This window comes from Pseudoalteromonas sp. J2K-J599 (assembly GCF_059295115.2).
Genome location: NZ_CM200271.1, coordinates 667565 through 682085, shown reverse-complemented (window position 1 = coordinate 682085; position 14521 = coordinate 667565). Strand labels below are relative to the sequence as shown.

Sequence of the window (14521 nt, the reverse complement as noted above, 5' to 3'; positions counted from 1 at the left end):
TTTTTGTGCCGTTAGAGTGTAAAATTATCTAAATCTTGGTTAGGTTCAAAATCACCAAGCCTTTCAAGCTCAGTATCTTGCTGCATTTGCTCGTGCCAACGCGCTTCATCCCAAATTTCAAACTTATTCATCAAACCAACCAGCATGATTTTTTTGCCAAGAGATGCATGGGCACGTAATGACGGCGCAAGCAAAATTCGACCATTTTTATCAAGTTGATACTCTGTAGCATTCCCGAGCAACATACGCTGCATTCGACGGGCTCGTGGGTTCATATTGGAGATTTTAGCTAAACGGCTTTCTATTTCGAGCCACTCAGCCAACGGATATAACCATAAACACGGTTCATTTAATGCGACGGTACAAATAACTGTCCCCTGATCTTCAGACAACAGAGATTCTCGGTACTTTGTCGGTACCGCAAAACGCCCCTTATCATCCAAACTCAGTGAACTCGCGCCACGAAACATAAAAAACCTACTTTGAAATTGTTTTATTCAATTTTTTGTTTATTTTATCCAATGAGATCCACTAAAAACCACTTTTCACCACAGTGCTCCAGTTTAGGGCTTGACAAGCCATTTTGTCAAGTAAGCTGACCAGCTTTAGTGAGTCTCAAAGCTAGAAAAAATAAGGGCTCAAGCGAAGCGTTTGAATTACGTGGGAAAAAGTGGGATTGAGGTAAAGAAAAATATCAGCTTTGCTTTTATAACTTTCTGTTTACATGCTTTGCTTACTGAATAACCAATGAATATTTACAATTTTTAAGGCGTTTTTATCCTCTTTGTAAAATTTACCTAGCCGTGTAGTAATAGTTACTGTTTATTTTAAAATACTAATTATCAAAAATTAAAAAATACAAACAAAACCTATCAAATTCAGTAAGTTAAAATGAATAACAAGTTTGGTTTAATCATTGCATCATCTAAATCACTATTTAAATTTTTAACTTATTAAGGATTGATTATGGCTACTGCAACGAATACGAAACCAAATACAACTTCAGATGTTAAGCCTGACGTTAAACTAACAAATACTGAGTCTCCTCTTACAGAGAAAGCAACATCAGCGGCGCACGATGCTGTAGATGCACTTTCTAGCAAAGCTGCAACAGCTGAAAGCAGTGTGCGTAAGGGAGCTTCTAGCTCAGCAGATGCATTGAGCGAAAAACAACTTATCGCACGTGAAAAACTAAGCGAATGTACTGCAAAAACTCGTGCTTTTGCTTCTGAAAATCCATTAGCAACTGCGGGTATTGCTTTTGCTGCGGGTATGCTAATCACATCACTACTTCGTCGTAAGTAATTAGTGATGAATAACCCACAAACAACAGCAACCAAGGATGGTAATGCGCAAGACCAAACTACTGAGCAACATAGCCAAAAGGACGATTGGCAAGATCATGTTGCAATGCTTTTAGAGTATTCTAAGCAGCTCAAGGATGATTACCAAACTCAAGGAAAGATCACCCACCAGCTTGCTAAAGCTGAATGGCGGTTATCGCTTAGATCGCTTGCATTGATCACTATATTTTTAGGATGCTTTGCCAGTGGTTTGGTTTTGTTGTGGGCAGGATTTCTAGGTGCTGTTGGATACGGTGTATACGATGTTTTTGGGTCGGTATGGCTAAGTATTGCAACAGCTACTTTGCTACAAGTTGCTTGTTTAATATGGCTTTGGAAAAATACAGTTTACTTAAGCAATAAAATTGGCTTTGGTAAAACACTTAAAAGTTTAAAGCAGCTATTTAACCTACAAGGAAATTAGTATGTTAGTTAACTACTTAATTAAAGCACCTAATGAAAACGTTGATGCTCTAAGTAAGCAAATGGATACGCGCAGTGAATTGAAACGCCAACATCATGCAGCGTTCCAATATAGACTAAAGCGTTTTGCCGTAACCAAAGTTGGGCTTTCAAGTGCCTTTATCGCAGGTGCAGCAGTACAAGCGGGTAAAAGCGAAACCAGCTTCGTAAGAAAATACGGCTGGCTAGTGAACTTGATAGCTTAAGCGCTAAACATTTCTACCGTGATCAGATAAGTAATCAATACTTGGACCACTTGGCACAACTTGTGTTGGGTTGATCATTGTGTGACTAAAATAGTAATGACGCTTAATATGATAAAAATCAACTGTTTCAGCCACTCCTTTAACTTGATATAGCTCCCTAAGGTATCCACTTAATGCAGGATAGCTTTCAATTGTGCGTAAATTACATTTAAAATGGCCAACGTACACACTATCAAACCGAATGAGTGTAGTGAATAGTCGCCAATCTGCCTCGGTGAGCCTATTACCTGTTAAATAACGCTGCTTGCTCAGTATCCCTTCTACTTTATCGAGTGCTTTGAATAAATCATTAAACGCCTCTTCGTATGCATCTTGAGTTGTTGCGAATCCCGTACGATAAACACCATTATTTATATTTGGATAAATCAACGCATTTAATTCATCAATTTTTGGTCGTAGTGCCTCTGGGTAGTAATCATCGTTATTACCTGTTAATTCATTAAATGCACTATTGAACATACGTATAATATCGGCAGACTCATTACTGACAATTTTATTTAGCTTTTTATCCCACAATACGGGTACGGTAACTCGCCCGGAATACTTAGGATTATTTTTTATATACACTTGATGTAAGTAGTTACTATTAAATAAAGCATCACCAGTACTGTGGTTTTGCGTATCAAAAGCCCAACCACTATCAAGCATATCAGGGCTAACAACCGACACCGTAATTAAATCTTGCAACCCTTTTAACGCTCTAAATATAAGCGTTCGATGCGCCCAAGGACACGCAAGTGACACATATAAATGATACCTGTTCGCTTGTGCTTTAAATCCGGCCTCGCCCGTTATTCCAGCGCTACCATCAACAGTTACCCAGTGACGTAACTGCGCCGTTTCGCGTTCAAACTTACCGTTACTTGAATCAGTGTCGTACCATTTATCTTGCCACAGGCCGTTAACTAATAATCCCATAAAACTCTCCTAAAAATACCGTTAAATTTTGCCAAACTCACCGTTTTGATAATCACGCACTGCTTGCTGTACTTCTGCTTGCGTCGTCATTACAAACGGCCCCATATGAGCAATAGGTTGATTAAGTGGATCGCCTGCTAAAACCAAAACACCAGCGCCGTGCTCAGAGCTAATATTAATATCACTCCCTGGTTCTAAAATAAGTAACTTACCCGCTGGTATTGTTTGATTGTCGCTCATTATTAGTGAGCCGCTATGAATATAAAGCATTACTTTTTGTTGGCTAAGAGGCTCTAAATAAGTGCTTTTACCAGCAGGTAATGTAATATCAGCGAGCGCCGCATTAGCAGCTAAACTTTGCAGCTCGCTTGCAAGCGTTTCACTTTCGAACTGCCACGATCCCGCAAGTGCTTTTAACGTCACGCCTTGCGTATTTGTAAAACTAGGAGCTGGGTTTTTAGTCGTATCTTGATAACGTGAATCACGCATTTTTTCTGCGCTTGGCATGTTTATCCAAATTTGAAAGCCATGCAGACCATCTATAGCATCAGCGAGTGGCATTTCACTGTGCATGACGCCGCGCCCTGTGCTCATCCATTGCACATCGCCTGCTTTAATTGCTTCTTTGTTACCCATTTGGTCACGATGTTCAAAGCCACCTTTTAGAATATAAGTAAACGTTTCAATTCCTCGGTGCGGATGCTCAGGAAAGCCTCCCATATAATCTTTTTTGTCATCTGACTTAAGTTCATCAATCATCAAAAATGGATCTAAATATTTACCATCAAACCCAGGTATACGGCTAATGCTCACGCCATCGCCATCTTGAGTTGCATAAGCTGTAAGTATTTTTGATATTTTCATTTTTTAATTCACTCTAAAGAATAAGTTTATGAGGCTATTAAATCATTCATTAAACAAAACAACTATGTCTTTAAATCGAGCTTAAGGTTCTAAAAAATAGAACGACATTGATTCACTGGTTACATTTTCAACCTTATAATTACTATGGTTATTTGGAGTGAATTTGGCTACAATTGTTATTGCAAAATACGAAACTAAGGAATGGTTATTTTTACTTATTCTCTCAAACATCAGCTTTATCGTTTGCTTATATTGCTAAGTATTCCGGGCACCGCTGTAATTATTTTTACTCTGCTGCTTGAACGCCACCACTCTATTGAGCAAAGTGAAAAAAAAGTAGAAAACATTGCTAAGCAATTAATTTTACAGCAAAAGCACTTAGTCGATGATATTGACCGTTTAGCGCGTTATTTGGCTAAAGAGGAAAGTAAGAAAGAAAATTTAGCAACGTCCTGCCCTAATTATTTTAATCAATTTAGAGCTATTTATGCCCATGTTGCCAATATCGGGATTATAGATCCAAATGGCATTGTTATGTGTACAACACGCGGATTAACCAAAACAATAAGTATTGCAGATCGTGCGTATTTTCAAAATGCCTTAAAAAGTAACCAATTGTCAGTAGGTTATTTTCAGCACGATAGAAACTTGCAAAAAAACACCCTTAACTTTGCGTTACCTATCATTAATAAAAAAAATGTAATTCAGGGCGTTGTAGTTATCGTTGTTGCGCTTGACTGGTGGAACAATGCTTTTAATAATATTGAACTGCCACCTGGCTCTATTGCTGCAATCGCTGATTCTAATGGAAAAATTTTAGCGCGTTACCCACCAACAACTGCAGCCCTTGGCGATAATATTGCAAAGACTTTATTAGCAACTGATTCTTCGATTGATAATGAGGCATCAACAAAAATAAAATCTATTAAGGGTGAAGATCGAATGCTTCATCACTCTATTATTTATAAAGATCCGAGTAATAACAGCTTAAATATACATATCGCACTTCCTATTACACATGCTTTAAAGCAAATAAATAATAATTTTTTTATAGCGATTGGTGTGTTTATTTTATCACTGCTAGTGCTATGTTTAATTGCACGTAAGCTGCTTAAAACCAGTATTATCGACCCAATTAATAATCTAACAAATGCAACAAACGTGTTGGCTAAGGGCGAAATGCCGTCACAAAAAATACAGCCAAATAATCCAGAGCTAAATACTCTCTATCAGCGCTTTAAATCAATGGCGCAAACCAGGTTAACAGCCGAGGCTAATTTAAAAAACAAGCACGATGAGCTTACCAGCTTGCTTAATACTCTACCCGACAGTTACGTTAGAATTAACATCCATGGCGATATTCTCAACATAACGGGGCAATTTAAGCCTCAAGTAAACCCAAACAGCACTGCAGCACCTCATTTATCATCAATACTTTCTCACAACAATGTGCAGCTTTTGTTATCGCAGTTATCTAAGCTTGATGTTTCGAGTAATTTAGAATTTACACTCGAAAAATCAGATCCTAAACGTAGCTTTGAAGCACGTATTAGTGCAATGCAAAGTAAAAATGAATACGTTGTTGTGCTAAGGGATATAACACAACGAAAAATAAATGAAGAAGCACTCCACCTTGCCTTGCTAGTGTATAACAACAGTAGTGAAGGCATGGCAATCACCGATCCAGCGGGTATAATATTTGATGTAAACCCTGCGTTTTGCAAAACGACTTTATATAATAAAGAAGAAGTTATTGGGCGCTCCTCTTCAATTCTTTCATCAGGAAAACATGATAAGAATTTTTACAATAAAATGTGGTCTGAATTACAGCAAACAGGCCGCTGGCAAGGCGAGGTTATTAACCGTAAAAAGAACGGGCAGCTTTACTCTGAGTGGCTCACAATCGATACGGTTTATGATACAAACAACGCACCTATTCGTCGAATCGCGATATTTACAGACCTCACTGAGAAAAAACAAGCCGATGAAACAATTTGGCGACAAGCTCACTATGATCACCTAACTGACTTACCAAATCGTTTAGAGTTAAAGGAGCGATTAAATCAACGATTTTCAAGCATTGTTACTCCCGACAATCAATTGGTTGTCATGCTTTTAGATATAGATCACTTTAAAGATATTAATGACACATTAGGCCATCACTATGGCGATAACTTATTAAAACTCGTATCGCAACGCATAGTCCAGTCGGCAAAAAATGCTGAGTTTGTGGCACGTATTGGTGGTGATGAGTTTGTTATTGTGTTTAATCGTATAAAAAGTACGCGTCATATTAATCAAATTGCCAGTAATATTTTGCTTAGCCTATCGTCGGCTTTGCATCTTGAAAACGAAGAATTATTTATTAGCGCCAGCATGGGCATAGCATGCGCCCCTAATGATGGTGAAAATACTGAACAGCTTTTAAAAGCAGCCGATCAGGCTATGTATAAAGCAAAAAGTAATGGTCGTAACTGTTTTGAGTTTTTCTCTGCTGACATGCGCGAATATGCACACGCACGCATGGTGCTATTAAAAGACTTACGAAGTGCCATAGAACTTGAGCAGTTTGAGTTGTTTTATCAGCCCATTGTTGCTTTGAATGATTTACATGTTCATAAAGCTGAAGCACTTATTCGTTGGCAACATCCCGAAAAAGGCCTAATTAGCCCTGTCGCATTTATTCCACTTGCTGAGGAAACCAGGCAAATAAATGCAATTGGCCAATTTGTATTTGCTCAAACCTTGCAAACGCTTAACGATATAAAAACTCTAACCGATGATACTTTTCAAATAAGTGTTAACGTATCCCCTGTGCAATTATCCACTCCAGAGAGCGGCATAGATGAATGGTACGATATGCTAAAAGCTGCAAAATTACCTGCATCCTCAATTGTCGCAGAAATAACTGAAGGCCTAATGATTAACCCCGAAGCATTAACGCAACGTCGCTTAAAAGAAATAGTAAAATCAGGTATGCAGCTTGCCCTTGATGATTTTGGTACAGGATATTCGTCACTCGCTTACTTACAAGAAATGGATACCGATTATTTAAAAATAGATAAACGTTTTGTTGATAATATCCAAGTAGGCAGTCAAGAACTTGCACTGTGTGAAGCAATAATTGTTATGGCGCATCAACTGGGCTTAAAAGTAATCGCCGAAGGAATTGAAACTAAATTACAAATGCAGCTATTACTTGAAGCCGGATGTGATTACGGACAAGGTTATTTATTTTCAAGACCTTTAAATAAAAGCAGCTTTATGGCACTTCTATCTGATAAAAAAGTCGCTTTATTAAAATAAATAAACAAAAAATTACTGTTACGCAATAAATAATGCGTCTGCGCGGTCAAGTTAAGCAATCAGATATAAGTAGTAACAGGATTTAAAAATGGCAAAAGCAACATTAGAGCAATGGCGAATGTTTAAAGCGGTTGTGGATCACGGCGGATTTGCAGGCGCAAGTGCGGCTGTACATAAAAGTCAGTCAACCGTACACCATGCTGTTCAAAAACTTGAAGCCGCCTTGCAAATTAAGTTGCTTGAAGTAAAAGGTCGTAAAGCATTTTTAACCGATAGCGGTAAACTAATTTTACGCAGAGCTGAATTTTTAATTGAAGAAGCAACTAAAATAGAATCGGTAGCGAGCACACTAAGCGAAGGCGTAGAAAGCACATTAAAAATAGCTATTGATGAAGTTTTTCCACACACCATTTTATACCAAGCACTTGCTAAAACGAGTGAACTTTACCCGCTTTTAAAGATTGATTTAGTAGAAAGCGTGCTAACCGGTGCAAACGAATTACTACATAACTCAGTGGTTGATTTAGCCATTTCATCAATCCCTATCTATGGAATTAGTTGCAGTACGTTATGCGATATAGAGTTTATAGCCGTTGCGCATAAAGACCATGTATTACACCAAGAAACTGAACAGCTCAACTTTCGCGATTTAAAGCTACACCGGCAAATAGTAGTTCGCGACTCAGCAACCCACACCAGTCACAATGATGGCTGGTTAGGTGCTGATATGCGCTGGACAGTCAGCCATTTACGCAACTCTATTGATATGGTTAGTCAAAATTTGGGTTACGCTTGGCTGCCAAAAACACAAATAGCACACTTAATTGAAAATAAAACGCTCATCCCACTTAATTTAGACCAAGGTACAACCCGTACTCTTAATTTATATTTAATGTGCAACGACAACGACAGGCTTGGTCCTGCAGCACAAGAGTTTAAAGAGCAGCTAACGGCTCTCACTAACTTAGCTAGCTAATAGCTATTCATTTTTTACATCGAGGTGATCTGCTACATAGGCCCCTCGCTGCCCACGCTCTTTAGCTGGGCCTATAGTACTGTCTTTACCTGTTTGCTGCTCAGTAGCTGCATTAATAACAGCACCTAATGTGATTATATAAGCGCTGATATACAACCACATCAACATGATCACTACACCACCTAGTGAGCCGTAAGTTTCGTTGTAACTAGAAAAACGCGACACATAAAATGAAAAACCTATAGATGCCAAAATCCAAAGTACAGTAGCAATAGACGAACCCATAGTGATCCAACGCCATTTGGCCGGTTTACGGTGTGGGGCATAACGATATAAAAGTACCAATGCAAAATTAAAGGTAAAAGCTAATAATGGCCAAGAGATGAGTTTAATTAATAAATCTATACTTTCTTTTAGCCCCACTAAATTAAGCACAATAGGTAAAATACCAATAATTAATAACGCAAAAATTGCGACAACAATCGCCCCTACCGAAAATAAAAAGCGTACTAATTGAGCTTTAAAAAATGAACGTTTTTCATATTCACGATAACTAATATTACACGCAGTAATAAGTGCTTGGCTGCCCTTAGAACTACTCCAAATGGTAAGTATAAGCGTACCAATTGCACTTAAGCTCAAGCTGGCACTTGATGTTTTTGCAAGGCTAGAAACCTGAGATAAGATTAGTTCACTGGTACTTGGTGGGAGCAAAGTAACTATTTTACTTAAATGATCACTTATATCTGCAGGGGATGAAAAGTATGCATACACAGATACCATCGCCGCAATGGCCGGAAAAATAGCAAGTAACGCATAAAATGCCACACCCGCTGCCACTATAGATAAGTTATCTTCACTCATTTGCTTAAAAATGCGCTTAACAATATCCCACCAACCTATAAAAGGGATATGACCAGGCTGCTCAGCTTGCTGTCCTCGTTTAGCTTCTTTCATTCTAAACCTCAATATTTGTATTACATTACTACAGCAAAATGTTTGCCAAGTTAAATAAAGTATTTGGTACTAAACTTGCTGTTACCTAATATTAACGATTATAAAAACCAAACACGGACGATAAGCCATGCCTAGTAGCCAATCAAACATTATAGCTTTAAGCAATACGCTTCCCAGCACACAAAGTTTTCAAGGCGATGTGTTTACGTGGCAGTTTTTTCATGAACAAGCTGTGCAATTACTTCATGCAACAGCGCAAATATTACCCACACTATTACTCGGTATAATACTTTTAGCATTAAGCTATTTAATTGCAGGGCCACTTTCTCGATTGCTTATAAAGCCTATTGACTACATGACTGACAGTAAACTAGTTCATCTAGTTGTTAGGCGCAGTATAAGCACTTTAATTATTTTATTTGGCGTGTACTTATTCCTGCGCTTAGCAGGGCTTACCGAGTTTGCTGTTGCCATTATGAGTGGAACGGGACTAATAGGACTTATATTAGGTTTTGCCTTTAGAGACATAGCTGAGAACTTTATCGCTAGTTTATTACTGAGCATACAAAGACCTTTTAAAATCGACGATGTAATTGAAGTAGACAATCGTTTAGGTGTTGTTAAAAAAGTAACAGCAAGAGCAACCACACTTGTTGATTACGATGGCAATCATATTCAAATACCCAATGCGACGGTATATAAAAATACCATTAAAAACCTGACTGCCAATCCAAAAATGCGCGGAAAAGTAGAAATTGGTATTGGCTATGATAACGATATACGCAGCGCACAAACCCTCGCCCTAGATATTGCCAATCAACAAAATGCGGTGCTTAGCGATCCACCTGCGCAAGTTTTAATAAAAAACTTAGGCTCATCTACTATTAACTTCGTTTTGTATTTTTGGGTTAATAGCGAGCAGCACAGCCCATTAAAAGTAGCTTCCCAGCTTATGCGCGAATTAGTCAATGAATTCACAAAACAAAACATCAGTATGCCTGATGACGCACGAGAAAGAATTATACTCACCGACCCTAGTGAAAATGTTTCTAGCTTAGAGGAAAAACAACCATCGCAAATACAAAGCGAAAAAAATGAAACAGTTGATCAAACTAAAACACTTGATGATGTGAGCAGTGATACCGACGAAATACGTGAACAAGCAGAGCAATCAAGAGACCCAGAACAAGGGAAAAATATTATTTAATAATGCTGAAGTTGTATTAACTAAAATTTAAACACAAAAAAGCCCGCAGCGTTAACTGCGGGCTTTTTTGTTGAATGAGTGAGTCAGCCTATAAGTTAACAGGGAGACTTAAATATAAACATAAAAATCAATACGTTATATTAATTATGGCAAACGTAAATGTAGATTTTGGCACACTATTTGGCACAATTCCAATTACGTATTAAGGTTTTAATAAAAGCCTTTTGAGCTTTTGTAACTCAGCTAATGATCCGCCCATTAATTTATCACCAAAACCTTTTACTTCAACCTTAGCAAGATTTCGAGATAGCCTCTTCTTCTCATTAGAATTATTAAGAGTAGATCTTAATCCAACCACGCCTGAATATTTTAGAGTATTAATTTCATAATCACTAAAGTATTTATTGTCGGTAATACTATACATTCTTACTTTATTTGATTTTTCAAGAATACTACAAATGTTTTTTAACTGAACCCTTAATTTGTCTATCTTAGGTCTTTTTAATTGAACTTCAATTCTGTTAAGTGAATCTGAACAATTAGATCCTTGTTGTAAAGACTTATTATATACTTGCAATCTAAACTCACTCGCACCAACTATCTTTGTCTCCATAACTGACTCACTATTAAAATAGTTATTTAACTTAGAAGAACCACTTATATTTATTATGGTATCTTTAACTGAATCACCTTTAAAATCTAATGCAAAATCAACTCTAGAAATTAAGGACTCATTAACTATCTCACTATAATTCTTACCTACTAATGACTTTAGCTTAGAGAAAAAAAACCTAAGATATTTCTCACTTGTAAATGCAGGGTTCCACCTTACCTTTAAATAATTACGCGCCTTTCCCTTTGGAGAGTAATCAATATAAAAGTGTTCATTTTCGTTAAAAGCTTTTCGATTATAATACCGACACTTCTGTTTTTTCTTAGATCTCTTTTCTATTAGATCTTCATTTGAAAGCTCTTGAATTAATTTTTTAACATGCCTTTTTTTTACATTTAAGGTTATAGCAAAAAAATCAAGGTGACTTGAAGACTCAACACCACAGAAGTCTTTTACTGTCTTTTTGTTTTCAGCTTTAGTTTTTATAAGATTATTTATCTTTGGATGCTTAAATGAATTTTCTTTTTTCAAGTATTTGTAGGTATCTAAGCTCCAAAAAACACAGTCAATTTCTCGATAATCATAACCGTATCTCGAAATAAACTGATCAATTGAGAACTCTTTAACTTCACTTCTACCTATTGAATAGGTATATATTTTATTACTATACTCAATAACAGTATCTATTAACGATAAACTAATCGAATGTTCACCTACCTCATCATGTCCAACTAACCTGATGTTATAATTGAGCAATTCATCTGTATCTTTCATGTTTAGTCCTAACCTTTAATGTGGACTTACTTTTTACAGATTTAAATTATTAAGATTACAGGCACTGTTTCGTCACCTTTGCAAATAGTCGTAACTAAAAGACACTTGACAAAAACCGTTCCAGAACTAAACTTAACCTCATTCGTTCCGAAACGATAATGAACACAAAAAAGTTCCAGAACGAAAAAGTATAATAATGAAATTGGAGTTTTATAATGAATAGAAAGAGCATTAAAATTTGGGAATGGTATATTTCACATAATGAATTATACAATAAGGAAATTGAACCAGAGTTGAAAATTGAAATAATAAATACAAAGGAAAAAATATCAAAATACTCAAAATCAAAAATAAATAATATAAACGAATTAATTGAGACATTAACATCATTAAAAACCCCAAGTGAATTATTAGAAAATGAGCTTGAAGAAAAACTCACAGGATTAAAAAATATTTTCAATCGAGTTAAACCACTTTTAAGAATGCTAGATAAAAAAATTTGGGATAATTACCTAGCTAGAATAAGAAAGTTAAAGTTCAATAATAAAAGAATAACAATATCTATAAACAAAGGTATTTATTCTAATCTGAAGAAAATACTAAATATAGAAAGTAATATAGATGAATCCAAATATCACGATCATCTTTTTGAGCAATTAATTGCAGAGCTAGAAAAGGTTGAACATATAGAACCAATAACATTATCTGAAAGGGACATTGGTAAATCTAAAGTATCAATTGTAAGACCGCTTACAAAAAAATAGTTACAGTCTCTATAGCAATTAAACAATTGTTGCAGCTACGAGCTAGAACACATAATCTGTTACAACCTCGACTTAATTAAAAACCTATGCGCCGTTTACAATCGCCTTTCAACTTCTGCTCTTCAAACAAAAACTCTAATACTTCAATTGATGTCGGCGCTTTATTCAAAAAACGCATTTTTCGTGCTATTACGCTAAAATCACCAGGAGTTATACGATCTAAACCAGCCAATTTAGCGCTCTCACTTTTAGCTAAGCTATTTTTGCCTGTTAATTTTAATACCATTCGTGATACTTGCTCTGGTGTTAAGTAATCTAGTTCAAGCTTGAAGTCACAACGGCGAAGTAAAGCTATGTCTAAACGCTTTTTAAAGTTGGTGGCGGCAAAGAAAGGAAGTTCAAACATTTCAAGGTTACACAATAGTTGGTTTACGGATTGAACCTCCCAGCTGTTTGTGGCGCCCTCTCGGCTTGAAAATAAACTATCGGCTTCATCAATAAATATTGCCGCACCTTCTTCTGTAGCCTGTATAAATAAGTTCTTTATATTTTGCTCACTCTCCCCCACCCATTTACTTAAAATATCTGAAGCCTGAACACTAATTAGCTCAAAACCAGCTTCTTGGCATACATGGTTAACAAACGCTGTTTTACCAGTACCCGCAGGGCCAAATAATAACGTTCTTGCACCATGATGGTTATTAAGGGCGTTGGTTATATCATTAAGGTTAGAAAACGAACCCTTTAAGTTAATATTGGTATGATCAAACTTCAGCTCTGGTTTGTAATGCATTTGGTTTAAATCAATACCCGATGCAACCATTACCCCTTCAACATATGAATCTATAAACTCTTGTGCAGCTTCGCTCTCATAACCACATAAACTAGCCCCATGGCTGGCTTTACTTATATTCGCCAAGCTTAGGTGTTTGTTCGAAACTACCTTTTCAATAAAGCTTTGGCTTACTTTTAGTTCATTAAAGTACCCTACGGCATGCTCTAAACGCTTTTCCTTTGTTAGCTGGGGCATTTCAAGTACAAAATCAAAACGCCGCACACAACTTTCAGGGATCTCTTCAATATGGTTCGTTATCCATATGGCTGCACCATTAGGTTCTTCAATTAAGCTATGCAGAAGTTCTTTTGGTTCACTAGAGCCAAACATGTTTACATCGAATATGTCTTCGCATTCATCTATAAGTAACACTCCATCACGGCGTTCCCCCATTAACCTACGTGCCATAGACAGGTTATGTATACGGTAACTAGTTGAAGACTTTGTGCCTAATTGCCTTTCAACTTGTGCATCAACTTCAGAGCTAGATTTAACCTTCATTAAAACTAAGTCAGCATTACTACATAAAGACTTAGCTAATTCAGACTTACCTGTACCAACAGCCCCATATATCAATATATTTAACCCGTTATTGTTTGAGCCCTTCCAACCACTTAATAAGCTTTTTAGGTGTAATGTATCCCTATGGCCAAAAGAGCTTAACTTGTAACTAGCTGGCTCTTCATTTTTTAAAAATAATCCTAATGCATCTTTAGCCTTGTATTGTTGGCTAGTAAATAAATAATGGGCAAGTGATTTAGGGAGTAATGGTAACTCATAGTCAAAAATACGGTTTTTATATAATCCAATCGATTCAAGTGCTTCTAAACACTCCTCTAACTCAACCTCTCCAAGCCCTAATAACACAGTGAATGCATCTGAATATGAATACGCAGATTTAGCAATAAACTGTTCTATAAACTTAAAAATGGTTGGTTTGAGAGTAGCAACAACAATAAACTCAATAAGTGAGTTAGCATTGCTTGGCAAGCCAATACTTTTGCTAAAGTAACGGCTGTTTTTTGAAAGTAGCTTTTGATCAAAGCCTTTGGTTATGTCTATAAATGACTCGTATAAATCATCCAAATCAATAGGTAAATTTGATCTTTTTGAGCCAGACAGTTGTTGGACTTCCCTCTGGCTATATTGTTCAAATGTATCATCATCAAACAAGCCTGACTCTATTAATTTGATACCATAATGGCTAGTAAATTGGCTAATTAGCAACTTATTCAT

The 14521-nt window shown here is 36.6% G+C and carries 13 protein-coding genes; 7 read left to right on the top strand and 6 right to left on the bottom strand.

Features of this window, described 5'->3' with window-relative positions; all coding sequences use genetic code 11:
* Positions 1-11: 11 nt before the first annotated feature.
* Positions 12-470: a division/cell wall cluster transcriptional repressor MraZ gene (gene mraZ / locus AC5NT5_RS03055; protein WP_007582904.1), complete on the bottom strand. Its 459-nt coding sequence runs from the start codon at positions 468-470 to the stop codon at positions 12-14.
* Positions 471-966: 496 nt separating this feature from the next.
* Between mraZ and AC5NT5_RS03050 the strand changes: the two genes are divergently transcribed.
* From AC5NT5_RS03050 to AC5NT5_RS03040, 3 genes are read left to right on the top strand one after another with little or no spacing between them, the layout of a single operon-like run.
* The gene (locus AC5NT5_RS03050; protein WP_002957982.1) at positions 967-1305 is read left to right on the top strand and encodes a hypothetical protein; all 339 of its coding nucleotides are present in this window, start codon (positions 967-969) and stop codon (positions 1303-1305) included.
* 6 nt (positions 1306-1311) lie between these two features.
* Positions 1312-1767, top strand: a complete 456-nt coding sequence (locus tag AC5NT5_RS03045) for a threonine/serine exporter family protein (protein ID WP_494513348.1) — start codon at positions 1312-1314, stop codon at positions 1765-1767.
* Position 1768: 1 nt separating this feature from the next.
* A complete protein-coding gene (locus tag AC5NT5_RS03040; protein WP_024596383.1) occupies positions 1769-2011 on the top strand; it encodes a hypothetical protein in 243 nt (80 codons plus the stop codon).
* Positions 2012-2014: 3 nt separating this feature from the next.
* Here AC5NT5_RS03040 and AC5NT5_RS03035 read toward each other — a convergent pair whose 3' ends face one another.
* Both AC5NT5_RS03035 and AC5NT5_RS03030 read right to left on the bottom strand, forming a co-directional pair.
* Positions 2015-2989 carry a glutathione S-transferase family protein gene (locus AC5NT5_RS03035; RefSeq protein WP_494513347.1) on the bottom strand — a complete coding sequence of 325 codons (975 nt, stop codon included), beginning with the start codon at positions 2987-2989 and terminating at the stop codon, positions 2015-2017.
* 21 nt (positions 2990-3010) lie between these two features.
* Entirely contained in the window at positions 3011-3853 is an 843-nt protein-coding gene (locus tag AC5NT5_RS03030) for a pirin family protein (protein WP_165743101.1), read from the bottom strand.
* Positions 3854-4054: 201 nt separating this feature from the next.
* On the opposite strand from AC5NT5_RS03030, the gene AC5NT5_RS03025 reads away from it, so the two are divergent.
* Both AC5NT5_RS03025 and AC5NT5_RS03020 read left to right on the top strand, forming a co-directional pair.
* On the top strand, positions 4055-7159 hold the full coding sequence (locus tag AC5NT5_RS03025; protein ID WP_494513346.1) for a bifunctional diguanylate cyclase/phosphodiesterase: 3105 nt from the start codon (positions 4055-4057) through the stop codon (positions 7157-7159).
* Positions 7160-7247: 88 nt separating this feature from the next.
* Positions 7248-8135, top strand: a complete 888-nt coding sequence (locus AC5NT5_RS03020; RefSeq protein ID WP_494513345.1) for a LysR family transcriptional regulator — start codon at positions 7248-7250, stop codon at positions 8133-8135.
* 3 nt (positions 8136-8138) lie between these two features.
* Here the strand turns inward: AC5NT5_RS03020 and AC5NT5_RS03015 are convergent, their stop codons facing one another.
* Positions 8139-9092: a YihY/virulence factor BrkB family protein gene (locus AC5NT5_RS03015; RefSeq protein WP_182670939.1), complete on the bottom strand. Its 954-nt coding sequence runs from the start codon at positions 9090-9092 to the stop codon at positions 8139-8141.
* 127 nt (positions 9093-9219) lie between these two features.
* On the opposite strand from AC5NT5_RS03015, the gene AC5NT5_RS03010 reads away from it, so the two are divergent.
* Entirely contained in the window at positions 9220-10299 is a 1080-nt protein-coding gene (locus AC5NT5_RS03010) for a mechanosensitive ion channel family protein (RefSeq protein ID WP_494513344.1), read from the top strand.
* Between the two features lie 202 nt (positions 10300-10501).
* Here AC5NT5_RS03010 and AC5NT5_RS03005 read toward each other — a convergent pair whose 3' ends face one another.
* Positions 10502-11686: a hypothetical protein gene (locus AC5NT5_RS03005; protein ID WP_289106521.1), complete on the bottom strand. Its 1185-nt coding sequence runs from the start codon at positions 11684-11686 to the stop codon at positions 10502-10504.
* A gap of 215 nt (positions 11687-11901) precedes the next feature.
* On the opposite strand from AC5NT5_RS03005, the gene AC5NT5_RS03000 reads away from it, so the two are divergent.
* Positions 11902-12450: a hypothetical protein gene (locus AC5NT5_RS03000; RefSeq protein WP_289106522.1), complete on the top strand. Its 549-nt coding sequence runs from the start codon at positions 11902-11904 to the stop codon at positions 12448-12450.
* 76 nt (positions 12451-12526) lie between these two features.
* Here AC5NT5_RS03000 and AC5NT5_RS02995 read toward each other — a convergent pair whose 3' ends face one another.
* Positions 12527-14521: an AAA family ATPase gene (locus AC5NT5_RS02995; protein WP_494513343.1), complete on the bottom strand. Its 1995-nt coding sequence runs from the start codon at positions 14519-14521 to the stop codon at positions 12527-12529.